This window comes from Nocardiopsis sp. NPDC058631, assembly GCF_042716955.1.
Classification (GTDB): domain Bacteria; phylum Actinomycetota; class Actinomycetes; order Streptosporangiales; family Streptosporangiaceae; genus Nocardiopsis.
The window spans coordinates 1-24354 of sequence record NZ_JBHXQY010000100.1 but is presented as its reverse complement, the minus strand read 5'-3'; the positions used below and the strand labels follow the sequence as shown (position 1 = coordinate 24354).

Annotated in this window: 24 protein-coding genes; 9 read left to right on the top strand and 15 right to left on the bottom strand. The window is 72.0% G+C overall.

Translation table 11 applies throughout. The features are described 5' to 3' along the window. Positions 1-38: 38 nt before the first annotated feature. The 8 genes from ACFWTE_RS25020 to ACFWTE_RS24985 all read right to left on the bottom strand — a co-directional run bounded on the left by ACFWTE_RS25020 (position 39) and on the right by ACFWTE_RS24985 (position 7255). Positions 39-869: a glycosyltransferase family 2 protein gene (locus ACFWTE_RS25020; RefSeq protein ID WP_378782334.1), complete on the bottom strand. Its 831-nt coding sequence runs from the start codon at positions 867-869 to the stop codon at positions 39-41. A gap of 314 nt (positions 870-1183) precedes the next feature. Further along, complete coding sequence (locus ACFWTE_RS25015) at positions 1184-1954, bottom strand: CDP-alcohol phosphatidyltransferase family protein (protein ID WP_378782329.1); 771 nt, start codon at positions 1952-1954, stop codon at positions 1184-1186. Beyond that, positions 1932-2981 carry an iron-containing alcohol dehydrogenase family protein gene (locus ACFWTE_RS25010; protein ID WP_378782328.1) on the bottom strand — a complete coding sequence of 350 codons (1050 nt, stop codon included), beginning with the start codon at positions 2979-2981 and terminating at the stop codon, positions 1932-1934. Before ACFWTE_RS25010 ends, ACFWTE_RS25015 begins: the two co-directional genes overlap by 23 nt. A 5-nt stretch (positions 2982-2986) precedes the next feature. Next, positions 2987-3718, bottom strand: coding sequence for a sugar phosphate nucleotidyltransferase (locus ACFWTE_RS25005; RefSeq protein WP_378782327.1), 732 nt, complete (start codon positions 3716-3718; stop codon positions 2987-2989). 33 nt (positions 3719-3751) lie between these two features. Continuing rightward, complete coding sequence (locus ACFWTE_RS25000; protein ID WP_378782333.1) at positions 3752-4468, bottom strand: DUF5941 domain-containing protein; 717 nt, start codon at positions 4466-4468, stop codon at positions 3752-3754. A gap of 23 nt (positions 4469-4491) precedes the next feature. Next, positions 4492-5265, bottom strand: coding sequence for a hypothetical protein (locus tag ACFWTE_RS24995; protein WP_378782332.1), 774 nt, complete (start codon positions 5263-5265; stop codon positions 4492-4494). A gap of 248 nt (positions 5266-5513) precedes the next feature. Beyond that, entirely contained in the window at positions 5514-6410 is an 897-nt protein-coding gene (locus ACFWTE_RS24990) for an ABC transporter ATP-binding protein (RefSeq protein WP_378782326.1), read from the bottom strand. After that, positions 6410-7255: an ABC transporter permease gene (locus tag ACFWTE_RS24985; protein ID WP_378782325.1), complete on the bottom strand. Its 846-nt coding sequence runs from the start codon at positions 7253-7255 to the stop codon at positions 6410-6412. Before ACFWTE_RS24985 ends, ACFWTE_RS24990 begins: the two co-directional genes overlap by 1 nt. A 498-nt stretch (positions 7256-7753) precedes the next feature. Here ACFWTE_RS24985 and ACFWTE_RS24980 point away from each other — a divergent pair, with 498 nt between their 5' ends. Beyond that, positions 7754-8503: a 2-C-methyl-D-erythritol 4-phosphate cytidylyltransferase gene (locus ACFWTE_RS24980; RefSeq protein ID WP_378782324.1), complete on the top strand. Its 750-nt coding sequence runs from the start codon at positions 7754-7756 to the stop codon at positions 8501-8503. After that, positions 8500-9282: a glycerophosphodiester phosphodiesterase gene (locus ACFWTE_RS24975; RefSeq protein ID WP_378782323.1), complete on the top strand. Its 783-nt coding sequence runs from the start codon at positions 8500-8502 to the stop codon at positions 9280-9282. Before ACFWTE_RS24980 ends, ACFWTE_RS24975 begins: the two co-directional genes overlap by 4 nt. A gap of 27 nt (positions 9283-9309) precedes the next feature. On the opposite strand, the gene ACFWTE_RS24970 is transcribed toward ACFWTE_RS24975, so the two are convergent. The 3 genes from ACFWTE_RS24970 to ACFWTE_RS24960 form a co-directional block, all read right to left on the bottom strand. Further along, on the bottom strand, positions 9310-10329 hold the full coding sequence (locus ACFWTE_RS24970; protein ID WP_378782322.1) for a DUF4429 domain-containing protein: 1020 nt from the start codon (positions 10327-10329) through the stop codon (positions 9310-9312). Positions 10330-10443: 114 nt separating this feature from the next. Beyond that, positions 10444-11439, bottom strand: coding sequence for a glycosyltransferase family 2 protein (locus ACFWTE_RS24965; protein ID WP_378782321.1), 996 nt, complete (start codon positions 11437-11439; stop codon positions 10444-10446). 136 nt (positions 11440-11575) lie between these two features. Continuing rightward, positions 11576-11815 (bottom strand): TM2 domain-containing protein, encoded by a 240-nt coding sequence (locus ACFWTE_RS24960; RefSeq protein WP_378782320.1) that lies wholly within the window; start codon positions 11813-11815, stop codon positions 11576-11578. A gap of 328 nt (positions 11816-12143) precedes the next feature. Here ACFWTE_RS24960 and ACFWTE_RS24955 point away from each other — a divergent pair, with 328 nt between their 5' ends. The 4 genes from ACFWTE_RS24955 to ACFWTE_RS24940 all read left to right on the top strand — a co-directional run bounded on the left by ACFWTE_RS24955 (position 12144) and on the right by ACFWTE_RS24940 (position 16863). Next, positions 12144-13655: an LCP family protein gene (locus ACFWTE_RS24955; RefSeq protein WP_378782319.1), complete on the top strand. Its 1512-nt coding sequence runs from the start codon at positions 12144-12146 to the stop codon at positions 13653-13655. 22 nt (positions 13656-13677) lie between these two features. Continuing rightward, positions 13678-14373 (top strand): YIP1 family protein, encoded by a 696-nt coding sequence (locus ACFWTE_RS24950; protein WP_378782317.1) that lies wholly within the window; start codon positions 13678-13680, stop codon positions 14371-14373. A gap of 235 nt (positions 14374-14608) precedes the next feature. Next, a complete protein-coding gene (locus tag ACFWTE_RS24945) occupies positions 14609-15940 on the top strand; it encodes a UDP-glucose dehydrogenase family protein (RefSeq protein ID WP_378782316.1) in 1332 nt (443 codons plus the stop codon). A 191-nt stretch (positions 15941-16131) separates the two neighbouring features. After that, positions 16132-16863, top strand: a complete 732-nt coding sequence (locus ACFWTE_RS24940; protein WP_378782315.1) for a TNT domain-containing protein — start codon at positions 16132-16134, stop codon at positions 16861-16863. On the opposite strand, the gene ACFWTE_RS24935 is transcribed toward ACFWTE_RS24940, so the two are convergent. Then, complete coding sequence (locus ACFWTE_RS24935) at positions 16845-18440, bottom strand: MFS transporter (protein WP_378782314.1); 1596 nt, start codon at positions 18438-18440, stop codon at positions 16845-16847. The genes ACFWTE_RS24940 and ACFWTE_RS24935 overlap by 19 nt on opposite strands. A gap of 70 nt (positions 18441-18510) precedes the next feature. Between ACFWTE_RS24935 and ACFWTE_RS24930 the strand changes: the two genes are divergently transcribed. Beyond that, a complete protein-coding gene (locus ACFWTE_RS24930; protein WP_378782313.1) occupies positions 18511-19083 on the top strand; it encodes a TetR/AcrR family transcriptional regulator in 573 nt (190 codons plus the stop codon). Positions 19084-19321: 238 nt separating this feature from the next. Here the strand turns inward: ACFWTE_RS24930 and purE are convergent, their stop codons facing one another. Together purE and ACFWTE_RS24920 are read right to left on the bottom strand one after the other, a co-directional pair. Continuing rightward, positions 19322-19822, bottom strand: a complete 501-nt coding sequence (purE, locus tag ACFWTE_RS24925; protein WP_378782331.1) for a 5-(carboxyamino)imidazole ribonucleotide mutase — start codon at positions 19820-19822, stop codon at positions 19322-19324. Positions 19823-19851: 29 nt separating this feature from the next. Further along, positions 19852-21027, bottom strand: coding sequence for a 5-(carboxyamino)imidazole ribonucleotide synthase (locus ACFWTE_RS24920; protein WP_378782312.1), 1176 nt, complete (start codon positions 21025-21027; stop codon positions 19852-19854). 217 nt (positions 21028-21244) lie between these two features. Between ACFWTE_RS24920 and ACFWTE_RS24915 the strand changes: the two genes are divergently transcribed. Continuing rightward, the gene (locus ACFWTE_RS24915; RefSeq protein WP_378782330.1) at positions 21245-21721 is read left to right on the top strand and encodes a GtrA family protein; all 477 of its coding nucleotides are present in this window, start codon (positions 21245-21247) and stop codon (positions 21719-21721) included. 28 nt (positions 21722-21749) lie between these two features. On the opposite strand, the gene ACFWTE_RS24910 is transcribed toward ACFWTE_RS24915, so the two are convergent. Further along, positions 21750-22763 (bottom strand): CPBP family intramembrane glutamic endopeptidase, encoded by a 1014-nt coding sequence (locus tag ACFWTE_RS24910; RefSeq protein WP_378782311.1) that lies wholly within the window; start codon positions 22761-22763, stop codon positions 21750-21752. Positions 22764-23159: 396 nt separating this feature from the next. Here ACFWTE_RS24910 and ACFWTE_RS24905 point away from each other — a divergent pair, with 396 nt between their 5' ends. Continuing rightward, entirely contained in the window at positions 23160-24299 is a 1140-nt protein-coding gene (locus ACFWTE_RS24905; protein WP_378782310.1) for an Mrp/NBP35 family ATP-binding protein, read from the top strand. The last annotated feature ends 55 nt before the right edge of the window (positions 24300-24354 follow it).

The window sequence follows — 24354 nt, the reverse complement described above, 5'->3', positions numbered from 1 at the left end:
GTCGGACCGTCGCGCAGGATCCGACGCCGTCCCAGGGGTCAGATGATCGGCGGGCGCCCGGCGCGGGTCATCCGCCAGGCGGTCGACCAGCGGATCGGGGTGCGCGGACCGGCGTCCTCGCGCCAACCCTCGCGGAACCCGTCGAACCACGAGCGCAGCGCGGCGCGGTCGCGCTCGCGCAGCACCGTCAGCCCCACCCAGGTGCCGAGGTAGACGAAGGCGAGGGGCCACGGCAGGTTGCGGCGGGCCAGCCAGACCCGGTTGCGGGCGTTGAGCCGGTAGAAGTTCTCGTGCCGGGTCGGCGCCACCGCCGGGTGGTACATGACCGCGTCCGCGTCGTACTCGATCGTGTAGCCGGCGTCCATGATGCGCCAGGCGAGGTCGGTCTCCTCGTGGGCGTAGAAGAAGTCGCCGGGCAGCCCTCCCCCGGCCTCGAAGGCGGTGCGGCGGATGGCGCAGGCCCCGCCGAGGAACGTGGTGACCACGCTCGACTCGCGGGAGTCCCCCACCCTCAGGCGCGGCACGTGGCGGCGCTGGTCGGGGCCGCCGTCGGGGTCCGCGATCCGGAAGGACAGGGCGCCCAGCGACGTGTCCGCGGCGAAGCGCTCGCGTACGTGGCGGGCCAGGTCGGTGGAGCGGTACCAGCCGTCGTCGTCCAGGAACAGGATGACGTCGCCCTCGGTGGCCCTGACCCCGTGGTTGCGCCCCTCGGGGATACCGACGTTCTCCGGGAGGAGCACCGTGGTCACGCCCTCGGGCAGCTCCGGCAGCTCCGCCCCGTTGCTGACGACCACGATCTCGACGTCCGCGTCCTCCTGCTCGAACACGCTGGTGATCGCGCGGCGCAGCTCGGCGGGACGGGTGCCCATCGTCAGCAGGACACAGGACAGGGTGGGTTTGCTGCTACCGGACACCTGAGGACGGCTCCGTTCGGCTCTGGGCGCTCGGGAGACCTCGGCCGCGGACGTCGCGGTGTCCGACGCGGGTGGGATCACGGGTGTGGCCATAGTTGCGACCGTTCAGTGGACGACAGGCTGCTCGCAGGTTGACACTCGCCAACATTCGCAGAAACAGACTAACGAAAGAATAAAAGGGAGGTGTACGGGGCCGTGGACGGGGTAGCGTCCCCGGCCCCGTGGGTGAGGGTGATGTCTCCGGCGCGCCGACCGCGCCGGAGGGCGGATCACTCCAGGCGCCGGGAGGCGAGAACGCTCACGAAGTGGGCGAAGCTCATCAGCACGGCGACGGCCGCGCACGCGGCCACCAGGACCCGGGTGGCCGCCAGGTCGCCGAGGAAGGCGTCCACCACGGCGACCACCACGATGATCAGGGACAGCTCCACCGCCTGGATGAGGCGGTGGACCTTGAGTGCGGAGGCCAGGCGGCGCGCCAGGCTCAGCCCGGAGGACCGCGGGCGCATCGCCTCGTCCGAGACCTTCTCGGGCAGCCCCGCCTTGGCGCGGGCCACCACCACGTTGTCGGTCTCGGCCTTGATCAGCGCGACACCGATCGCCGCGGCCATGCCCAGGATCACCCAGCCGCCCGCCTCCCACTCGCCCTGGGCACGGATGCCCAGGCCGATGAGGAGCGCGATCTCGGACACGTAGTGCCCGATCCGGTCCAGGTAGATCCCCGCGACGCTGGTACGTCCGGTGTACCGGGCCACCTCGCCGTCGGAGCAGTCCAACAGCAGGTAGACCTGGATGAACACCGCCGCGACGATCGCCGACCACAGGCCGCCGAACGCGACGACGACACCGGCCAGCACCCCGAACACCATCATGAGGTAGGTGATGGGGTTGGGCGGGACGCGGAGCCGGACGAAGAACGTCGTCAGGTACGGGGAGACGTCCCGCATGTAGAGACGGCCCGCCCAGTGCTCCTCGTTGGTCCGCTCCTTGATACCGGCGGGCTGGCCTCCTGCGCGGACCTCAGCGACCGACGGCTTCGACATAGTCCTTGACGCTCCGTCCGATCTCGTCCTCGGAGAGGTTCAGGTGTTCCAGGATGGTGAACCGGCCCGGCCGGGTGCCCGGCGCGCGGGCCACCGCCCGTGCGAACGCCTCCTCGTCGAGACCGACGTCGGAGGGCACGACGGGCAGCTCGTGGCGGACCAGGCAGTCGCGGATCTCGTTCATCCTCGGCTCCGACCAGCCCAGGTGCCGCACCCGCAGGAAGGACGCGTACAGCGCGCCCAGCCCGGCCAGCTCGCCGTGGTTGCTGACGCCCGGGTGGAGCTGGGTGACCGCGTGCAGGATCTCGTGGCACGCACCGCTGGCCGGACGGCTGGACCCGGCCACCGACATGGCCATCCCGGAGAGCACCAGGCCCTCGGCGAGGACGGTGAGGAACGCGTCGGACTCCACGGAGTCGGGGCGGTGCAGGACCGCCTCCGCCGCGACGCGGGCGAAGGTGACGGCCATGCCGTCCACGGGTTCGCCGTTGACGCGGCCGGCCAGCTCCCAGTCCTCGATGGCCGAGATGTTGCTGACCACGTCGCCGATGCCCGAGCGCACCAGGTGCGAGGGGGCGGCGTGGACGTAGTCGACGTCGATGACGACGGCGATGGGCATGATGACGCCGATGGACGGCTTGCCGCCCTCGTGCTCCAGGGAGCTGACCGGGGAGGCGATGCCGTCGTGGGCCAGGTTCGTGGCCACGGCCACCATGGGGATGCCCGCCATCGTCGCGGCGAACTTGGTGACGTCGATGGTCTTGCCGCCGCCGATGCCGGCGACCGCCTCGTACGCGCCCGAGCGGAGCTTCTTGCCCAGCTCGGTGGCGGCGTCGACGGTGCCCTCCTCGACGTGGAAGACCTCGCAGTTGGGCAGGTCCAGGTCGGCGGCGATCTGCGCGCCCTGCCCCGGGCCGACGGCCACGGCGATGCGGCCCTCGGTGGCGATCCGCCGGTCGGCGAGCAGTGTTCCGAGGGAGGCGACCGCCCCCCGCCGCACGTCGATCGCCAGGGGGGAGGGGAGCATTCTGGCTAGTAGTGGCACGCGATCTCCCTGGCCTTGGCGAGGTCGTCGTGGTTGTCGACCTCGACCCAGTCCACCTTGCCGATGGGCGCCACGGCGATCTTCTCGCCGCGGTTGACCAGCTCCTGGTAGCCGTCCTCGTAGTACAGCTGCGGGTCGCGCTCCCAGGTGGCCTTGAGGGCGTCGGCGAGCCGGGAGGCCAGGGTGCCCTCGATGAGGGTGGCGCCGATGTACTCGCCCGCCGCGGTGGCCGGGTCCATGAGCTTGGTGATGTTCCTGAGGTGACCGCCCTCGTCGAGGGTCACCTTCATCTCCTCGTCGGCGAGGCTTTTCACGTTGTCCACCGCGAGGAGGAGTTCCGGTCCCCTGGCGGCGAGTAGCGTTTCCTCGACACTCACCGGGTGGACGGTGTCGCCGTTGACCAGGAGGACGCCCTCGGAGAAGAACTCGCGCGCGGTCCACAGGGAGTAGGCGTTGTTCCACTCCTCGGCCTTGTCGTTGTAGCTGAGTGTGAGCTTGACGCCGTGGCGCTCCTCCAGGGCTTCCTTGCGGGCCTCGACGGCCTCCGCGCGGTAGCCGACCACGACGACGACGTCGGTGAGCCCGGCAGCGGCCAGGTTGCGCAGCGAGATGTCCATGATGGTCGTCTCGCCGTCGACTGGCACCAGGGCCTTGGGAAGGGTGTCGGTGTAAGGACGCAGCCGGCGCCCCGCGCCTGCGGCGAGAACCATTCCGAGCATGAGGGCGTGTTCCTCCTTGTGTCGGGGAGGCTGTCACGCCTCCCCGTTCGTTCCGGCGGCCGGTTGGCCCCCGTCTCCGCGGCCAGGTCGGGAGATCCGCGGATCTCCAGGATCCGTGTCACCACCGCCGGGGGGAGCGGTGGTCCTGGCGCGCACGTCGGTCACCGGTGCCGCACTCCAGGTGCGCACGGCCTCCCGCACGAGCAGCACCGCCAGGTATCCGGCGAGTATGCCGTAGGCGGGGGTGAGCGCGTGGAGCGCACCCCCGGCGGTGATGACGAGCATGCGGCCGTCCCACCCCAGAGCCGCGCCGCGCACACGGTCCGGTCGGACCATGCCGACCATGGGACGTGCCACGTCGTCGCGGTGGTGGCAGACGACTGCCACCAAGAGTACGAACACCAGGGGACCTGGTACGCCGGACGCCGGTCCCAGCACCGCCAGGTAGGTGTACTCGGTGGCACGGAGGACGGGTGGTACGAGCCAGTCGAACCGTCCGTCGTGGGGGTGGCCCGAGGCCAGTCCGGACAGTAGCAGGGCAGCGACCGGTGCGAACAGGGTAATGCCTGCCAGGTGTCCTCGGTCTGCCGCGAGGAGCGTCCCGACGACCAGCGCCCCGGCGAGCGCGGGCAGCAGGGGAGGTACGGCGCCCGGCACGATCCGGCCGAGCAGGAACGCCACGTGACCGTCATCACGAAGGAATCGCAGGTCCGGAGTGGTGGGACCCCCTTCTTCCCCCGGGTGCGGCACGGTCCCGCCGATCCCGTTCCGGCTCACCGGCGCACCTCGCGCGCGGCGGGATCGACGAGTTCTCCGGTGACCGCGACCGTGCAGCCGACGATGAGGGTGACGAAGGCGACCCGCGCGTCCCAGAGCGTGGCGGTCACCGCGATCACCAGGAACCGCGTCGGTTGGGAGAAGGCCATGAGGCGCCGGGCGAGGGAGGGCGGGGCCTGGGCCGACCCGGGCACGCGCCGGGCGGCCGGTCCGGCCGTCGCGGCGGGGGGACCGAGCAGCCGTCCCGTCAACGCCGGATCGCTGTCGCTGGGATCACGCGAAGGACGGCGGGGCACCAGACCGCCCAGGAGGCCCCCAGCGCGTTCCTGAGAGGACAGCGCGGCACGTTTCATGTTCTGCCCGGGGGAGGCGGCAGACGGTGCCGCGTGGGACACCAGGAGCGAGTCCCTCAGTGCCAGCGCGACGAGGGCGCCCGCCGCCCAGCCCCATGCTCCGCCGAGGTCCGCGAGGACGGCTCCGACCGCCAGACCGAGGTAGACGACGTACTCCCGCAACTGCGACAGCATCGCCACGAGCCATCGGGTGAGGGCGTCCCTGCGACCGGCGTGCATGCGGGTGCGCACCGCGTCGCAGAACAGGGCGGAGGCCAGGAACGCCGATCCGGCCAGGCCCCCGACCATGTCGGCCCGGGAGAACCAGACCGCGCCGCCGACGGCCCCCAGGACGCCGATCCGGGTCACCCCGGCTCTGGTGACGCACCTGCGTTCCAACATCCGCGCGGTCGACCGTGCCACCGTGCCGTAGACCATGGGTGCCCTCTCACGCTTGGTGAGAGACACCGTTGCCTACGGTGTGTGGTCGATCAAACACTGACACGCGCCCTGGGGCCGTCGAGCCCTGGGTTCATCGAGCCCTGTGTCCGCCGGACCCGGGGTGAAACCCCGCAGAGGCTCTCCGAGGGGCCCGACGAGGAAAGTGCGCACCGCCGGACTGCTCCGGCGGTGCGCACCACGGGGTCGCGGCAGAGGACGGGCGGGCCCGGACCCTGCGAAGCGGCTCAGGTGGCCTGGCCGCCGTCGCCCTCGCCGTCCTTGGGCTTGTCCTCGTCGATCTTCTGCTCGGCCTGCTCGGCGCGCTTCTTCTTGGCGGCGTCGCGCTTCTTGCGCTCCTCGATCTCCGCCTTGGTGTCCTCGTCGTACGCGGCCAGGGCGGCGTCGATGTCGGTGTCCAGGGCGAGCCCGCCGCCCTTGACGTAGAGACCGCGGTTGCAGAACCGGCGCAGGTCCCGCTCGCTGTGCGAGACGAGCACCATCGTGCGCTGGTTGGCCAGCATCCGGTCGATGGCCTCGTAGCACTTGCGCTTGAAGGCCTTGTCACCGACCGCGAGGACCTCGTCGACCAGCATGATCGGGTGCTCCAGCTGGGAGATCAGCGCGAACCCGAGGCGCACCTTCATACCGCTGGAGTAGTGGCGCACCGGGGTGTCGATGAACTTCGACTTGATCTCGGCGAAGTCGACGATCTCCTCGAAGCGCTCGTCGATCTGCTTCTCGCTCATCCCGTGCAGGGAGCCGACCAGGTACACGTTCTCGCGGCCGGTCAGGTTGTCGTTGAACCCCGCCCGCAACTCCAGGAGCGGCGCGACCTTGCCGTGGACGTGCACCTCTCCCTCGTCGGGCATGAGGACTCCGGCGATGAGCTTGAGCAGCGTGGACTTGCCGGTGCCGTTCTTGCCGACGATGCCGACGCACTCGCCCCGGTTGATCTCGAACGCGACGTCCCGCAGCGGCCAGAACTCGTCGCCCTCGGCGTTGGGGTCGCGCTTGGTTCCGTGGATGAACATCTCGCGCAGGCTGCGCTTGCGGCGGCGGTTCACGGCGAACTTGACACCGAGCCCCTTGGCCTCGATGACCGGCCCACTGGTCAGCCCGGCGCCATAGTCGGTCTGCGCCATCACAACTCCTTCAGGACGGACATCTCCAGGCGGCGGAACGTCCAGTAGCCGATGATGAGCATCAGGACCGAACCGACCACCGAAGAGGTCAACGCGAGTGTGCTCGGCGTTAGTTCCGCGAACTCAGGGAACCACACGGCGCGGTGCATCTGGAAGATGCCCATCAGCGGGTTGAGCTCGTACAGGGTCTTCACCCACCCCGGGATGCCGGAGGTGAGCACCATCGACGCCGGGAACAGGATCGCCGATCCGTAGAACAGCAGGCGCGTGAGGATCCGCACGAGGCGCTCCACGTCGCGCAGCAGCACGTTGACCGAGGACAGGAACAGGGTCACACCGAGCCCGAACATGAACGTCAGCACCACCGCGAGCGGCAGCCAGACGAGCAGGCCCATGAGGGTGAAGTGTCCGCCCAGTGCGAAGACGAAGACCAGCAGCACCGGCCAGGTGAGGATGTACTCGATGAACTTCGTGCCCACCGTGGCCATCGGGAAGATCTCCCGGGGCACCTTCATCGTGGTGATCAGCTTGGAGTGCGTGAGCATCGCCCGCGGAGCCTCGCTGAGGATCGCGCCGAAGGTGGTCCACGGCAGGATCCCGGCCACGAGGAAGAGCACGAAGCCACCGTAGGCCTCAGCTTCCGCCGGCATGCCGCGATCAGCGTTGAGGATGACCCCGAAGACGAAGAAGTAGACCATCGTCAGAGCCAGTGGCTCCAACATCGTCCACGCGTACCCCAGTACGGACTGCTGGTACTTGACCTTCAGGTCGCGCCGGACCAGGAGGCCGACGACCTTCCGGTGTTCCCAGACGGCCAGCGCCCTTGACGCCACCGCCACCTCCAAGGGTTGTTTTCTCGTCCGGTCAACGAGGTGCCGGACAGGCGTGTTCGTGTCTCGCCTGTGCGCACCGGTCAACACGCGCGGTCCACCCCGGGACGGGTGTACCGGAAACGGGGGAGCGTGTCCGGGCGACCGGGGGATGTCACGGACCGCGCCCGGTTTCCACCGCGTCTGAGGAGGTCTGGACCGGGCACGCCATACAGGCGTCCATAGGTTACCGCTGCGAACGACGGGCCGCGCCAACCAGCCCACCCCCAGTACGGGGTGCGCACCGTCACCCCCCGTGTCGCCGGGGCGGTCCGCTAGCCTCAGCCGGAGGGTGGAAATCATGTCCCTTATGAGGTGGTACCGGGCGCGCGTCCCGCTCGCGCTGGGTGTCGGAAGGCCGGCGGGCCTCCGCTCCCGCGGGCCCAGGCGGCCCGGACAGGCCCTGTGACGAGTGCCGCGGCGGGTGCGGCCAGGAAAACGGCGACACGAGCCGTGGACGGAAGAGGTGGGGCCATGCGCCCGCGTGTGATCGCGGCGGTTCTGGCCGGAGGGGTCGGCGCCCGCATGGGCGCGCCCTCCCCCAAACAGCTGCTGCCCCTGGAGGGGCGGCCCATCATCGAGCACTCGATCGCCGCGTTCGAGGCGTGCCGGGAGGTGGACGAGATCATCGTCCTGATGGTGCGGGAGTACGTGGGGCGGGTGGAGGACATCGTCTCCTCCGCCGGGTTCACCAAGGTCACCGCGGTACTCCCCGGAGGGGGGACCCGCACCGACACCTCCTGCGCCGCCCTGTCCGCCATGGAGGGCGCCGCCGACACCGACCTGGCCCTGCTGCACGACGCGGCCAGGCCTCTCGTGCGGCCCTCGACGATCGGCGCGTGCGTGGCGGCTCTGGGCGGGGCGGGCGCCGTCGGGGTGGCGGTGCCCAGCGCCGACACGGTGGTCAGGGTGGCCCCCGGCCGGAACGGCGGCGAGGCCGTCGCCCAGGTGCCTCCGCGCTCGGAACTGCGCCGCATGCAGACGCCGCAGGGGTTCCGGCTGGGCGTGGCCCGCCGCGCCTACGCCCTGGCGATGGCCGACCCGGGCCTGGTCGCCACGGACGACTGCGGTGTGGTGCTGCGCTACCTGCCCGAGGAGGAGGTGCGGATCGTGCCCGGCGACGAGACGAACATCAAGGTGACGAACCCGGGGGACGTGGAGGTCGCCGAGACGCTGCTGCGCCGGGCCCGCGCCCGCGCCGCCCTGGCGGAGGTGGAGGCGTGAGCCGGGTCTTCGAGGCGACCGAGGTCATCGGGCACCGCGGCGCCGGACGCGGCGTGGTGGACGGCGCCCGGGAGAACTCGGCGGGGTCGTACGCGGCGGCCGTCGCGGCGGGGGCGCACTGGGTCGAGATCGACGTGCGCCGCACCGCCGACGACGCACTGGTCCTGTACCACAACGCCGCCCTGGACGACGGTCGGGCGATCGTGGACCTGACCGCCGAGGAGTGCGCCGGGGCGGGCCTGACCGGTCTGGACGAGGGCCTGGCGGCGCTCCCGACCGGGGTCGGCCTCGACGTGGACGTCAAGTCGGTCATGGAGGACGCCGTCGACGCTCCGTCACGGCGGACGGTGTCCCTGCTTCTCCCGTACCTGCGCCGCGAGGCGAAACGTCGCCGGCTGTTCGTCTGCTCGTTCGATCCCGGTGTCCTGGTGTCCGTGCACGAAGGGGCCCCGGAGGTGCCGACGGCGTGGATGCCCTTCGTGCGCAACCCCCTGGACCAGGCCGTGGCGGGCGCCGCCGGCCTGGGGTGCCCGATCGTGGCCGTGGACGCGCGCTCGTTCGGGCTGTCCGGCGACGCGCCCCGTCCGGGGCGCCGGTCGGTGCGGTACACCGTGGACCTCGCGCACCGGGCGGGGATCGAGGTGGTCTCCTGGTGTCCCGACCCCGTGGACGCGGCCCGGTTCGCGGAGGCGGGGATGGACGCGGTCGTGGTGGACGACGTGCCGGGCGCGGTCTCCGCCCTCAAGGCGCTGGAGGGCGGGGGTCGCCCGGGGGTCTGAGGCGGCGGACGGGGCCGGCCGGGCGGGTCAGATCCGTCCGAGGAGTTCGGCCTTCTTCGCGGAGAACTCCTCGTCGGTGAGCAGCCCCTTGGCGTGCAGCTCCCCGAGGCGTTCGATCTGCTCGAAGATCCACCCGGTGTCCGTTCCCACGGCGGTCCTCCCGGTCCCGTCCGGCCCGGCGGTCCCCTCGGTGTCCGTGCCCGCCGTGGCGGCGGGGGAACGGTCGTCCGTCGGGCCTCCCAGCTGCCGGACCGCCCTGGCGGCGTCCAGCCACCAGCGCGGGTCCGCCGGTCCGGCGGCCACTTCCGACCCCGGCCGGGCACGGCCCGCCGCGCCCGCGGCCCAGGTGTGAGCGGTGATGGTGGCGGCCATCAGCAGTGCGCCGACGCCTTCGGCGCCCTCGTCCGCGACGAGGACGTCGAGGTCCTGTTTGAGTTTGCCGGACCCCTGTTTGGCCCGGTCGGCGGTGATCACCCGCAGGTATCCCCACTCCCAGCCGTCCGACGGGGCCCATTCCACCCCGGTGATCGCGGCGAGGTCGTACTCGCGGCGCTGCGCCTTGCGCTTGCGTCCGCCCGCCTCACCACCGGACCAGACCAGGCGCACGCCCGATCCGTCGATGGTCGCGGTCCCCTCGGAGGTCTGGATGTGGAAGGGGAGCCGGGGCACCAGGTGCGTGACCGCGTCCGGGGCCGGGGGCTCGGAGTGCTGTTCGGCGGCGAAGCGGATCTGGTCGGCCAGGTACTCGGCGACCAGCTCCGTTCTGGCGTGCCCGGTCAGCCGGAACGGCTGGGACTTCTCCTTGAGCATCGCGCCGACCGCCGCGTAGGGGTCCATCCGGTCGCGGAGCCGCAACTGCAGGAGCCACCCCTTCCCCTTGCCTCCCCCTGGCCGAAAGTCGACCTCGGCGATCGCCCCGACCGGGAGTTCGAGCTGTTGGAGGCGCTTGAGCAGCGGATCCCGGAGCAGGCCCTTGGTCTCGTACCTGATCGCGATCGACTCACCGTCGAACCGCCACACCGCCTGGTCGCCGCGCAACTCGTCCATGGGTTCCCCTTCGTGTCACTGACCCCTGACTAGCAGAAGGGACCGCCCCGTGCGAGGGCGGTCCCGGGCCGCGTGCGGCTGGTGTACGGGTGGCGACGGTCAGGTCGCCGACGGTCAGGCGCTGGCGCCCTGCGCGGTGCGCGAGTCCGAGCCGAGTCCGGGCGGGCTGGTGATGAAGCCGGCGCCCCACGACATGTGCATGGTGGCCAGGGCGAGCGGGATCAGCGGCAGGGCGGAGGCGGGCAGCCCACGGCCGAGCGGCACGGACGCGGCCGTGACCAGTGCCAGGTAGGCGGCGGGGACCAGGAACAGCGGCCAGAACACGAACCCGCCGACCAGGCCCGTGACCACGCCCGCCAGGGCGATCGGCGGCGCGAGGTAGCGCAGGTTGATGGTGCCCTTGTGCTGGCGGGCGACCACCCGGCGCCAGCGGCCGTAGTGGAAGTACTGCTTGGCGAGCAGCCGCACGTTGCGGCGCGGGCGGTAGGAGACCGTCATGCGCGGCTGGAACCACACGGTGCCGCCCGTGGTGCGGATGCGGTGGTTCATCTCCCAGTCCTGGGCGCGCAGGAAGGCCTCGTCGTAGCCGCCGACCCGTTCCAGGGCCGCCCGCCGGAAGACGCCCAGGTAGACGGTGTCGGCCGGGCCGCCCTCGCCTCCTGTGTGGAAGCGCGCGTTGCCGACGCCGACCTTGGAGGTCATGGCGGCGGCGACGGCCTTCTCCCACGGGGTGGTGCCCTCGGCGGCCATGATCCCGCCGACGTTGTCGGCGCCGGTCTCACGCAGGGTCTCGACGGCCACCCGGAGGTAGTCGGAGGGCATCATGGCGTGCCCGTCGATGCGGGCGACGATGTCGTGCGAGGAGGCGCCGATGGCGGCGTTGAGGCCCGCCGGGGTCCTGCCGGTGGGGTTGTCCACCACCTTGACCCGCGGGTCGGCCGCGGCGAGCCCGTCGGCGACCTCGCGGGTGCGGTCCGAGGAGGGGCCGACACCGAGCACGACCTCCAGTTCACCCGGGTACTCCTGGGCGAGGACGTGCTCCACCGCGGCGGCGAGGTGGCGTTCTTCGTTGAGTACGGGCATGACGACTGAGACAGGCGGCCAGGACACGGGCACTTCCCAAGGTCAGGACATGTCGGGGACTGCGTGGGGCTTCCCGCACGCGCGTCAACGGTACTGCACCGGTACGGCCCGGACGGCCCCGTGCGCCCGGCGGGATCGCCGCCGGGCCGGGTCACCGCGAAGGTCAGACCTGGTTCTTGATGGGCAGGCCGTCGGAGTCCTTGAAGTTGCCCATGATGACCATGATCAGGTCGATGATGGCCCAGACGCCGACACCGCCGCAGGTGATCAGCATGAGGATGCCGGTGCCGATCTTGCCGACGTAGAAGCGGTGGCCGCCGAAGCCCCCGGTGAGGAGGCTGAGCAGGAGCGTGACGACCCAGCTCTTCGGGGACACGGCTTCGTACTGGGGCTGCTGGTACATGGTGGCACTCCGGTATGAGGTGGAAAAGGGGGTCGGATCCGCAGCGGGTAGGCCGTGCGGGGCTCCGGAATCGGGGATCCGCCGTGCGCGTACCGAGAGCGACCATTTTTCCGCGCGGGCCAGCCCGTTGCCACGGATTTCGGTCACACAGTGATACCGGATACGCCTCAGCACGGCTCCGTCGGTCGGCGGAACCCCGACGGCATCGGCGGCGTCTGACCCGAAGAGGAGGACAACACGCCGAACGTTGACATCCCGCCGCCTTCGGCGGATCGGGTGACAACCTAGGGACGAGGACACCGTTGGTCGGGTGGGGACGGGGACGCCGATGAGCGACGACAGCTCGGGAGAGCAGGGGCCGGGGGGCGGGTTTCGGCGAGAGCGCTCCCAGCCGCTCCCGCCCGGGGGCCGCCGCTCCCCCCGGTCCGGACGGGTGACGGTGCCCAGCCCGGCCGCGCGGCGGCGCCGCACCGGCCTGCTGCTGACGAGTGCCCTCTCCGTGCTGGTCCTGCTCGCCTCGGGTACCTCGTGGGCGCTGACCGGGTGGATGTCCGGCTCCCTGAACCGGTTCGACGTGTTCTCCGGCCTGTCCGAGGGGGACCGCCCCGAGGAGACCGGCGGCCTGACCTTCCTGGTGATCGGCTCCGACAGCCGCGAGGGGGTCGGCCAGGAGGACCAGGACGAACTGAGCGTCGGCTCCACCCCGGGGCAGCGCTCCGACAGCATGATGCTCGTGCGGCTCAACCACGAGCGCGACCGCGTGACCGTCGTCGGCCTCCCCCGCGACCTGTGGGTGGACATCCCCGGCGAGGGCGAGGACAAGATCAACGCCGCCTACGCCTACGGCGGACCCCAGTTGGCCGTCCGGACCGTCGAGTCGGTGACGGACGTGCGCATCGACCACTACGTCGAGGTGGACTTCAACGGCTTCGTCGACGTGGTCGACGCCCTGGGCGGCATCCAGGTGTGCCTGCCCGAACCCGTCAACGACCCCAAGGCCCACCTGGACATGGCGGCGGGCACGCACGAGGTGGACGGGACCGAGGCCCTGGCGTTCGCCCGCACACGCGCCACCGCGCGCGGTGACCTGGACCGGATCGACCGCCAACAGCAGGTGCTGGCCGCGATGCTCGACCAGGCGCTGGCCAGCGAGACCCTGTCCGACCCCGCGAAGCTGACCGCGTTCCTGGACAGCGCCCTGGCGTCGGTGACGGTGGACTCCGGCCTGGACACCAGCACGATCAACGAGCTCGCCTACCAGATGCGCGACCTGGACATGGGCGCCGTCACCTTCACCCAGGTCCCCATCGCCGACATGAACCACTGGACGCCGCGCGGCGACGTCGCCCTGCTGTGGGACGAGCCGGCCTCGCGGGAGCTGTTCGCCGCGGTCCGCGCCGACCGGCCGATCGCGGAGCCCGGGGAGGAGCCCTCGCCCGAGGAGAGCGGTGGCCCGGTCCCCGGTGACATCCGGGTACGGGTGTTCAACGGGGTCGGCACCCCCGGCCTCGGCGCCCAGGTGGACACCGGCCTGACCGGTGCGGGGTTCGAGGTGACAGCCCCCGCGGAGAACTGGAGCAGCCGCGACGTCCCGGCGACCGAGGTCAGGTACGGTCCGGGCGACGGCGCCGACGCCGAGCACGTGGCCGGGATGTTCCCCGGTGCGGAGGCCGTCGAGGACGGCACCCTGGACGGCGAACTCCAGATCGTGCTCGGATCCAACTACACCGAGTTCCACGCCCCGGACGCCGAGGTGTCCCCCGAGCCGGAACCGGAGGCGGAGCCCTCCGCCGACGACGGCCTCGCCACCTCGACCGCCCGGGACAACATCTGCGGGTGATCCCCGCGAAGGAAGGTCTTCCGTGCTCCGCCACCTGGCCGGTCTGCTCGCCGGTATCGCCCTCGCCCCCGTGCTGTGGGTCGCCGCCGCCTGGTCGGCCGGCCTGCTCCCGCGCCTCGCCGACGGCGAGGTGGACGTCGCGACGGTCTCGTCCGTGGTGGTGCTGTGCCTGATGGGGGGTGTGTGCGCCTACCTGGTCGCGTCCCGGGTGTCGCCGCTGGTGGCGGGTGCCGCAGGAGCGCTGCTGGCCGCGCTGTGCCTGTGGCCGGTCGTGCATCCCTCGTCGATGGGACCCGCGCTGTCCTGGCTGAACGACGAGAGCTTCCTGTACCCGGGCGGCGCGGGGCTCGCGGTCGGGCTGCTGCTCGGAACGCTGCTGCTGGGCTCCGCGACCATGCCGCTCCGGTGGCGGACGGCGGTCGACCCCGGGCTTCCCTCCGCGGGCCGGATCGTGGCCGGCACCAGCCGGGAGCGGTACCGCGGGGCCCTTCGCGAGGACGGGCCGGGCGAGGACCCCCGGAGCGACCCGGAACCCGTGGGGGACACCATCCCGGACGCCGTCCCGGAACCGCCCCCCGCGCGCGATCCGGGCGGCGCGTTCGACGGCGACCCGGACAGGACCACGACCCCCTTCCGGCGGGGCGAGACCGGTGCGACCTGGACTCCTCTGGACGACGAGGGCAGAGGGGCCGGCCCCTCCCGGGACCGCCGCCGCTGAGCCCCCCGCCCCCGTGAAGGAGGGGCCGCGCCCACCGGTAACCTGAGCGCCTGACTGTTCACGCGGTGTTCGGTCATGCGCCACACCTCGGCGCGTAAGGTGATGCATCGCGCCCCCGGGGTACCCCCGCCGGCCGAATCATGTCCGTTTTCTGCCCTCAACCGGGGTGTTGACCGCCTCCAGCGGGAACAACCACCGGCACAGGAGCGGACGAAAGCGAGGAAGGACTCAACCAGTGGTCGAAGCGGACCGTATGCGCGTCTCCGTCATCGGTACCGGTTACCTCGGCGCCACCACCGCGGCCTGCCTGGCCGAGATGGGGTTCGAGGTTCTGGGACTCGACGTCGACGAGGTCAAGATCGAGATGCTCCGCTCCGGCAGGGTGCCCTTCTTCGAGCCCGGTCTCGAGGAGCTCCTCGGCAAGAGCCTGGACTCCGGCCGCCTCAACTTCACGACCTCGTTCAGCGAGGTCGCCGAATTCGCCGACCTGCACCTGATCTGCGTGGGAACCCCGCAGCGCGACGAGTCCGGTGCGGCCGACCTGCGCTACGTCAACTCCGCGGTCGAGCAGCTGGCCCCGCACCTGAACCGCCCCACCGTGGTCGTGGGCCGCTCCACCGTCCCGGTGGGTACCGCCGCGACCCTGGCCGCGCGGCTGGCCGCGCTCGCCCCCGTCGGCGGGGACGCGGAGCTGGGGTGGAGCCCCGAGTTCCTGCGCGAGGGCTTCGGCGTGGAGGACACGCTGCACCCCAACCGGATCGTGATCGGCACCGACTCCCCCCGGGTCGAGAAGGCCGTGCGCGCCCTGTGGCACCAGCAGGTCGACGAGGGCGTCCCGTTCCTGGTGACCGACCTCCAGACCGCCGAGCTGGTCAAGGTGTCGGCCAACGCGTTCCTGGCGACGAAGATCTCCTTCATCAACGCGATGGCGGAGGTGTCCGAGGTCGCGGGCGCCGACGTGATCCAGCTGGCCGAGGCCCTGTCGTACGACGACCGGATCGGCGGCAAGTTCCTGGGCCCCGGCCTGGGCTTCGGTGGCGGCTGCCTGCCCAAGGACATCCGCGCGTTCATGGCGCGCGCCGACGAGCTGGGCGTGGAGCCCGCCCTGTCGTTCCTGCGCGAGGTGGACGCGATCAACCAGCGCCGCCGCGCGCGCACCATCGACCTCGCCCGGCAGCTGATCGGCGGCAACTTCGCCGGCCGGACGGTCACCGTGCTGGGGGCGGCCTTCAAGCCCAACTCCGACGACATCCGCGACTCCCCCGCGCTGGACGTGGCCTCGACCATCGCGTCGCTGGGCGCGCAGGTGACGGTGTACGACCCGGTGGCGCTGGAGCGCGCGCGTGCGGAGCACCCGCAGCTGAACTACGCCGACTCCATGTTGGAGGCGGCGCGCGGCGCCGATGTGGTCCTGCTCCTCACCGAGTGGACCGAGTTCCGCGAGGCCAACCCGGAGGAGCTGGCCGCCGTGGTGTCGCAGAAGCGGATCGTGGACGGCCGCAACGCCCTGGACCCCACGTTCTGGCGCGCCTCGGGCTGGACCTACCGCGCCCTCGGCCGCCAGTAGGCCGCTCGCCCGTTCCCGACGGCCGGCCCCCCCGGGGGCCGGCCGTCGGCGTTCCCGGTACGGGCCGTCTCCCGACCTTTTCCGGCGAGTTCCGGGCGGTGACCGCGGGTTCGTGCTTCACTGCACTCCGTGGTTGATCGCGGGTGCCCGGCACACGGCCGGGTGCCCCGGGAACGAACGGAGTCCGATTCGTGAAGCTCTCCGCGGTGGCCGGCACCGCCCTGGCCCTGCTCCTGGTGGCGCCGCCCGCCCACGCCGACGTGCTGCCCGTGCCCCCGGCGCCGTCCACCGACGAGGTGGCCCCCGCCGACTGCCCAGTGCTCGACCCGCCGCCCAGCGAGGAGGACCTGGCGACGTACCTGTGCGGCGACCGCCGCCTGGGGCCCGTCGAACTCCCCTCGGAGGGGCCCGTCGGCAGGCTGGTCGAGGACTACGACCGGCTCGGCGGGCTCACCCCCGTGGAGTTCCTGGACCGGTGGGCCACGCCCGAGGGCTGGGACTACCCGGAGCACATGGGGTTCGTGGTGGTGGACGGCGAGCCGGTGAACGAGCTCCAGGCCCTCCCCGAGGGGTGGATGCTGGACCGGTTCGGGTCGCCGTGGGGCACCTTCCTGGCCCCGGCGGGGGCGCCGTACGAGCGTCGGGCGCTGCCGCCGGACTCCCTCAACACCTGGCCGGACGGGCCCGAGCACAACTACAACTGCTACGAGGTGGCGACGGAGTTCACCGCCCTGGTGGGGCCGATCGCGCCCCACTTCGAGCAGCCCGGCGGCGGTGAGCAGGTCCTCGCTCCCGCAGCGGAGATCCCCGAGGCCCAGGCCGGCGAGTTCGTCCCGGTGAACGACCTCCTGGAGTGGGGCTACCTGGAGCAGAGGCCGGTCGAGGAGTGCGTGACCGCCCCCGGCTACGCCCTCGGGGCCTGATCCCGGACCGGCAGCACCCGGGTGTCCAGGGCCGGGGCACCCGGGTCCCCGTCACCGGCCTCACCGGCGGCGCCCGGCGGCGTCCCGCGCAGGGCCAGGGCGACGAGGAGTGCCACGGCCGCCAGCACGGCCGCGCCGGTGAGGGCTGCGGTGCCGACCCCGGCGGTGTAGGCCGCGAAGGCCGCGTCGAGGAGGGCTCCGGGGTCCTGCGCCGACGGCGCCGCGGCGAGGGCCCCGGCGACGGTCTCGCCCGCGGGCCCCTCGGCGCCGGGCGGGCCGTCCTCCATCGCCGTGCGGTAGACCGCGGTGGCGGCGGTGCCGAGGACCGCGATGCCCAGGGCCGCGCCGAACTCGGTGCTGGTCTCGGAGACCCCGGCGGCGGCACCGGCCCGCTCGGGCGGAGCGGTGGCCAGGACGAGGCCGTTGGCCAGGGTGCCGACGATGCCGACCCCGAAGGTCAGCACCGTGTACCCGCCGATGAGGACGCTCAGCGGCGTCCCGACCTCCACGAAGCCCACCACGGCGAACCCGGCGGCGCCGAACAGCAGGCCCGCGGCCATCAGGGGGCCGGGGCGGATCCTGGACGAGGCGACACCCGCCAGGACGGCGCCGAGGACGGTGCCGACGAACACGGGCAGGGCCCACAGGGCGGCCTGGAGCGGGCTGAGGCCGTGCACGGTCTGGAGGAACGTGAAGGCCAGGAGACCGAGGCCGGCAGCCGAGAAGGACACCGCGGTGTTGCCGGCGACGGAGGCGGTGAACGCGGGGCGGGCGAAGAGCGTGACGTCGATGAGCGGGTGTGCGGCGCGGCGCTGGCGGACCGCGAACAGCACCAGGAACGCCGCGCCGACGAGCAGCGCGGCGCCGCCCCTGACCTCGACGCCGTGCTCGGTGAGGCTCTTGGCGGCGTAGACCAGGCCGAGGACGCCGATGAGCGACGTGAGCGCGCCCACGAGGTCGAAGCCCTGCCCTCCCTGGCCGCGTGACTCGGGGACCAGGAACGGCCCGGCGACGACCAGCAGGACCATGAACGGCAGGTTGACCAGGAAGACCGACCCCCACCAGAAGAACTCCAGGAGCAGCCCGCCGAGGATCGGCCCGGCGACGGCGCCGCCGGTGAAGGCGATGGTCCAGGCTCCGACGGCCGCCCCGCGCCGGCGGGGGTCGGTGAACATGTCCCGGATGAGGGACAGCGTGGAGGGGGCGAGGGTCGCCCCGGCGATGCCGAGCAGGACGCGGCCCGCGATGAAGAGCTCGGCGCTGGTGGCGAGGGCCAGGAGGGCGGAGGCCGCGCCGAAGAGGGCGGCTCCGGCGAGGAGCAGCCTGCGGCGGCCGACGCGGTCTCCGAGGCCGCCCATGGTGACGAGGAGTCCGGCGAGGACGAAGCCGTAGACGTCCATCATCCACAGCCACTGGCCGGCGTCGGGTTCGAGCGCCTCGGCGATGGCGGGTGCGGCGACGAAGAGCACCGAGATGTCCATGGACACCAGGAGTGCGGGGATCAGGAGGAGGACGAGCCCGGCCCAGGTACGGGGCGGAGCCCGGCGGGGGGTCGGTGGTTCGGAGGTCGATCGCATGGCCTTGATCGTACGTACGTCAAAAACAGAGGTCAATATGTACGTACGTACAAAATGCTAGGGTCCTCGCATGAGCCAACGAGACGCCCTGCTGGCAGGCGCCAGGAAGTGCCTGGTCGAAAAGGGGTACGGCAAGACCACCGCCCGCGACATCGCCGCCGCGTCCGGAGCGCACCTGGCCTCCATCGGCTACCACTTCGGGTCCAAGGACAACCTCATGAACGCGGCGGTCATGGAGGCGTCCAGCGACTGGGGCGACACCTTCCAGGCGGCCGTCGACGCCTCCCGCGCGCGGGAGCCGGACCAGCGGATGCGCGCCCTGCTCGGCTCCGTCTTCGCGTCCCTGCCCGAGGAGCGCGACCTGCTGGTGGCCAGCGTCCAGGCCTTCACCCAGGCCGAGTTCGACGAGGGCATCCGTGAGACGCTCACCGGGGCGATCGGCGGGGCCCGCCGGGAACTGGCCGCGATGATCCTGGGCGTGGAACCCGACGGGGTCGACCCCGGCACCGTCGCGGGCCTGGGGTCGATGGTCTACAACGTCATCACCGGCTACGTCATCCAGTTCCTCGTGGACCCGGAGGCGCTGCCCACCGTCGACCAGGTGATGGAGGGCCTGCGCGCGCTCGTGCCCGCCTCCGACTGACCCGCGTCGGCCCCGTCCGCCCCCGGACACGGCGCGGCCCCGGCCCCGAAGGGACCGGGGCCGCCACCCTGCCCGCCCGGAAGCGCCCCCAGGAGGCCCTCCGGGCGGCGGGCGCCCGCCGGGGCCGCCTACCTCAGGACGGTGTGCGGCATCCGGCGTGGCGGCGCCTCACGGGCGCGGAGGCGGCAGCGGGAGGAAGCCCGGTGGACGCGAGCCCGAAAAGAGGCAAAAACACGACCTAGCGACCGAAACCGGTGGGCCTGCCGCCGTCGGCGACCTCGCGGCGCAGGCGCTCGCCCTTGGCGTGGGCCTGGTCCTTGAGCTCCTCCTGGAACTTCGCCATCCGCCGGGTCAGCTCCGGGTCGTGTGCGGCGAGCATCCGCACCGCGAGCAGTCCGGCGTTGCGCGCCGCGCCCACCGCCACGGTCGCCACCGGGACCCCGGCGGGCATCTGGACGATGGACAGCAGGGAGTCCATGCCGTCGAGGTGCTTGAGCGGCACCGGAACGCCGATGACCGGCAGGGTGGTCACGGAGGCCAGCATGCCGGGCAGGTGGGCGGCGCCTCCCGCACCGGCGATGACCGCCTTCAGCCCGCGCCCGGCGGCCTCCTCACCGTAGGAGATCATCTCGTGCGGCATGCGGTGGGCCGACACCACGTCGGCCTCGAACGGCACGTCGAACTCGCGCAGCGCCTCGGCGGCCTCGCGCATCACCGGCCAGTCCGAGTCCGAGCCCATCACGATGCCCACGACGGGGGTCTGGTTGCTCACTGGTCGTCTCCTCGCAGGTAGGCGGCAGCGTCACGGGCGCGCTCCAGGAGGTCCCGGTGGTCGTCGCCCATCACTGTGACGTGCCCGATCTTGCGGCCCGGACGTACGTCCTTGCCGTAGAGGTGGACCTTCACGTCGGGGTCCTTGGCCATCACGTGCAGGTAACGACTGTAGACGTCGGGGTCCGCGCCGCCCAGCAGGTTGGCCATGACGGTGAAGGGTGCATTGGTGCGCGGCGAACCCAGGGGCAGGTTGAGGACGGCGCGCAGGTGCTGCTCGAACTGGGAGGTGCGTGCGCCCTCGATGCTCCAGTGGCCGGAGTTGTGGGGCCGCATGGCGAGTTCGTTCACGACCACGCCGTCGGCGGTCTCGAACAGCTCCACGGCCAGGACACCGGTGACGTCGAGCGCCTGGGCGATCTCGATGGCGAGCTCCTGCGCCCGGGTGGCCTTCTCGTCCGGGAGGCCGGGGGCGGGGGCGACGACCTCGTGGCAGATGCCCCCGCGCTGCACGGTCTCCACGACCGGGTAGACCGCGACCTGGCCGTGCGGGGAGCGGGCCACCTGCACGGCGAGCTCGCGGGAGAAGGCGACCTTCTCCTCCACCAGCAGGGGGACGTCCTCGGCGGTGGCTCGGTCCACGACCGCGCGGGCCTCCTCCGCGTCGCCGGCGATCCACACGCCCTTGCCGTCGTAGCCGCCGCGCGCGGCCTTGAGGACGACGGGCCACCCGGTGCCCTCCGTGCCGCCCGTGCCCTCGGCGAAGCCGACGACGTGGTCCAGGACGGTGACCGGCCTCCAGCGCGGGGAGGGTGCCCCGAGTTCGGCCATGCGGGTGCGCATGCGCAGTTTGTCCTGGGCGAAGCGGAGGGCGTCGCGGCCGGGACGCAGCAGACCGCCGGCCTCCTCGACGGCACGCAGGACCGGCTCGGGAACGTGTTCGTGGTCGAAGGTCACCACGTCGTTGGCCTTGGCGAAGGCCAGGACGTCGTCCAGGCCGCGGTCGTCGCCCAGCGTGACGTCGCCGCAGACCAGGGCGGCGCTGTCGGTGGGGCCGGCGGCCAGGACGGAGAAGTGGACGCCCAGTCCGATGCCCGCCTGGTGGGTCATCCGGGAGAGTTGGCCACCTCCGACCATTCCCACGCGGGGGACGGTGCGGTTACGCTCGCTCACAGTTCCTCAACTCACATGCTCGTCAACCGCGGTGACGGGACGGCTCCCCCAGTGGGGAAACCTGGCCGGTTCGGCTCGGAACCCGCGGCCGGGGCCCTGCTCAAGTCCCCGGGCTAGAGTCTAGAGCGTGCGCGCACGGCTCCCGGAAAGCCCCTCTCGCCCCCAGGTCGGCGGCCCGGCCCGGCGCGCCCCCAACCCACGACTGGAGGCGACGGCCGTGCGCGACTTCCCCACCCGCCACCCCGAGCTCGCGAAGCTCGCCGGGGAGGTGGGCAAGTTCGGTTCCGTCGGCGCCGTGGCCTACGTGGTCCAACTGGGCGCCACCAACCTGCTGTGGGGGGTGGCGGGCATGGGCCCGCTCTCCGGGCAGGTGCTCGGGACCCTGGCCTCGATCGCCGTGGCGTTCGTCGGCAACCGGTTCTGGACGTTCGGCGGCCGGGCCCGCACCGGTTACGGCCGGGAGACACTGCTGTTCCTGGTGATGAACGGGGTCGGCCTGGCCATTCAGCTGGCCTGCCAGGGCTTCTCCGTGTACGTCCTCGGGTTGGACGGCGCGCTCGCCCAGAACATCGCGGGCAACGTGGTGGGAGTGGGGATCGGCACGCTGTTCCGGTTCTTCGCCTACCGGACGTGGGTGTTCCCCGAACGGCCGGAGGCCGCGCGGGAGCGCACCGCCCGGGAGCCGCTGGCCTGACCCCGCGTGCGCCCGTGCCCGGGCCGGCTCAGTGCCGGGTGGTGGCGCTCACGCGGTGCACCCCGCGGCGGCGGGCCAGCCATGCCACACCCACCGTGTACAGCCCCACCTGGGCCGTGGTGAGGAGCAGGACGAGCGGCGTACCGACCCCCAGGGGCAGACCCGCGCCGACGACGGCACCCGTGCCGATCTCGGACATTCGCCCCTCGAAGACGCACAGCGTGAACTGCACCAGGCTGTTGACCACGTGCAGCGCCATGGCGGCTTCGAGGCCGCCGGTCCTCCAGGTCAGCCAGGCCGTTCCCAGGCCCATGACGGCGAGGGCGCCCGTCGTCCAGACGTCGCCCGGGTGGGTCGCCAGGTAGAGCGCAGCGAACAGAGTTCCACCCGCCAGGACCGCCGGACCGGGAGAGCGCAGCACCCGGGCCACCGCGGAGTCCCCTCCCCGCTCGCCGCGGCGCGCCCCGAGCGCGCCGACCATCTGCATGACCAGGCCGCGCAGGGTGATCTCCTCCGCCACGGACTGGAACGGGACCAGGAGGAGGATGACGACCATCGCCGCGGCGAACACCTCGGTGCCGCCGGTCCCCTGGTCGGGCACCAGGCCGGGCTGGAGGAGGCGGGCCAGCGGCAGGAACGCCGCCACCCCGAAGGCGACGGGCAGGACCGCCACGGCCGTGCAGGCCGCCAGCCAGCCCCAGCGGACACGGCCCTCGACGGACAGCAGGGAGCCCACGCGGCGCCACTGGATCACGCGGACGACGAACAGGACGATGGGGATCAGCAGCGCCGACGACAGCAGCCCGAAGGCCAGCTGGGCGATCTCGCTGATGCGCACCGAGTCGGGGGCCAGGCCGCTGCCGCCGACGATCGCGACGATCGTCACCGCCAGGAGGATGGCCATCCACAGGAAGAACAGGAGCACGGCGAAGCCGAACAGGGCCAGGGGCGTCGTCCACCAGCGGAAACTGGAGGTCCGACCCAGCCTGTGATAGGGCTCACCCCGGGGCAGTTCCGCGCACGCGAACTCGCTGGTGCGCACGGGCCTCGGCGGTGGCCAAGCCCACACACCCTGGTCGGCGTTGACCGCCGGGTGCCCGCCGGGGGGTGTCAGCCGTCCTCCGCCCGGGGGTCCGGCCCAGGCCTGCTCCTGCGAGTAGGACCCAGAAGCCCACCCCTCCGGCCCTTCGGGCGCGGCGGGCCAGGACGAACCAGGCGGTGGCGGCACATTTCCCATCGTGCGCAGAGACTACTATCCGGCCATGTATTGCCAGTGTTAAGGCCACGCCGTTATCACCTGGTCACAGTATGAACAGGAGATGGCGCGGTGCCCCTCCGAGGCAGGAATGAGGGGCGCTCCGGACCCGTTGAACACGATGGTGTGCGCGGGCGACACCGCAGACCAACCATCCCGCCCGGCTGACCTACGATTGAGGCCATGTCCTCCACAGCATCCACCGAGCAGGTGCAGAAAGCCCTCGCCACGGTACAAGACCCGGAGATCCACCGTCCGATCACCGACCTCGGCATGGTCAAGAGCATCGACATCGCCGACGACGGTGCCGTGAGCATCGGGATCTACCTCACGGTGGCCGGCTGCCCCATGAAGGGCCGCATCGAGAAGGACGTGACCGCAGCGGTGACCGAGGTCGCCGGGGTCACGTCCGTCCGCGTCGAGCTCGACGTGATGAGCGACGAGCAGCGCAAGGAACTCCAGACCAAGCTCCGCGGCGGCCAGGCGGAGAAGGAGATCCCCTTCGCCAAGCCCAACTCCCTGACCAAGGTCTTCGCGGTCGCCTCGGGCAAGGGCGGTGTCGGCAAGTCGTCCGTCACCGTCAACCTCGCCGCGGCGCTGGCGGCCCAGGGCCACAAGGTCGGCGTCGTGGACGCCGACATCTACGGCCACTCGGTGCCGCGCATGCTCGGCACGTCGGACTTCCCGACCAAGGTCGAGGACATGATCCTCCCGCCCACCGCGCACGGCATCAAGGTCATCTCGGTGGGCATGTTCACCCAGGGCAACCAGCCCGTGGTGTGGCGCGGCCCGATGCTGCACCGCGCCCTCCAGCAGTTCCTGGCGGACGTGTTCTGGGGCGACCTGGACGTCCTGCTGATGGACCTGCCCCCGGGCACCGGCGACATCGCCATCTCCACCGCGCAGCTGCTGCCGAGCGCGGAGCTGCTCATCGTGACCACCCCGCAGATGGCCGCCGCCGAGGTGGCCGAGCGCGCGGGCGCGATCACCACGCAGACGCACCAGCGCATCGCGGGCGTCATCGAGAACATGTCGTACTTCCTGCCGCCGGGCGGCGGGGAGCCCCTGCACCTGTTCGGCGAGGGCGGTGGCCAGACGGTCGCCGACGCCCTGACCAAGACGCTGGGGACCACCATCCCGCTGCTGGGCCAGGTTCCGCTGGACACCCGTCTGCGCGAGGGCGGGGACGAGGGCATGCCCCTGGTCCTGAGCGAGCCGGACACCGAGGCGAGCAAGGTCATCTCCGGGATCGCCGAGTCCCTGGTCGGCAAGCCGCGCGGCCTGGCGGGGATGCAGCTGGGCATCTCCCCCGCCGGACGCTGACACCCCTCCGCCGGCAGCGGTCTGCCACAGGAGTGCACGCGCGAAGGCCCCCGGG

Coding starts and splice junctions, on each gene's coding strand:
- ACFWTE_RS25020 (WP_378782334.1), bottom strand. CDS start 869: ATGGGCACCCGTCCCGCCGAGCTGCGCCGCGCGATCACCAGCGTGTTC.
- ACFWTE_RS25015 (WP_378782329.1), bottom strand. CDS start 1,954: ATGTCGAAGCCGTCGGTCGCTGAGGTCCGCGCAGGAGGCCAGCCCGCC.
- ACFWTE_RS25010 (WP_378782328.1), bottom strand. CDS start 2,981: ATGCTCCCCTCCCCCCTGGCGATCGACGTGCGGCGGGGGGCGGTCGCC.
- ACFWTE_RS25005 (WP_378782327.1), bottom strand. CDS start 3,718: ATGCTCGGAATGGTTCTCGCCGCAGGCGCGGGGCGCCGGCTGCGTCCT.
- ACFWTE_RS24995 (WP_378782332.1), bottom strand. CDS start 5,265: ATGGTCTACGGCACGGTGGCACGGTCGACCGCGCGGATGTTGGAACGC.
- ACFWTE_RS24990 (WP_378782326.1), bottom strand. CDS start 6,410: ATGGCGCAGACCGACTATGGCGCCGGGCTGACCAGTGGGCCGGTCATC.
- ACFWTE_RS24980 (WP_378782324.1), top strand. CDS start 7,754: ATGCGCCCGCGTGTGATCGCGGCGGTTCTGGCCGGAGGGGTCGGCGCC.
- ACFWTE_RS24970 (WP_378782322.1), bottom strand. CDS start 10,329: ATGGACGAGTTGCGCGGCGACCAGGCGGTGTGGCGGTTCGACGGTGAG.
- ACFWTE_RS24960 (WP_378782320.1), bottom strand. CDS start 11,815: ATGTACCAGCAGCCCCAGTACGAAGCCGTGTCCCCGAAGAGCTGGGTC.
- ACFWTE_RS24955 (WP_378782319.1), top strand. CDS start 12,144: ATGAGCGACGACAGCTCGGGAGAGCAGGGGCCGGGGGGCGGGTTTCGG.
- ACFWTE_RS24935 (WP_378782314.1), bottom strand. CDS start 18,440: ATGCGATCGACCTCCGAACCACCGACCCCCCGCCGGGCTCCGCCCCGT.
- ACFWTE_RS24930 (WP_378782313.1), top strand. CDS start 18,511: ATGAGCCAACGAGACGCCCTGCTGGCAGGCGCCAGGAAGTGCCTGGTC.
- purE (WP_378782331.1), bottom strand. CDS start 19,822: ATGGGCTCGGACTCGGACTGGCCGGTGATGCGCGAGGCCGCCGAGGCG.
- ACFWTE_RS24905 (WP_378782310.1), top strand. CDS start 23,160: ATGTCCTCCACAGCATCCACCGAGCAGGTGCAGAAAGCCCTCGCCACG.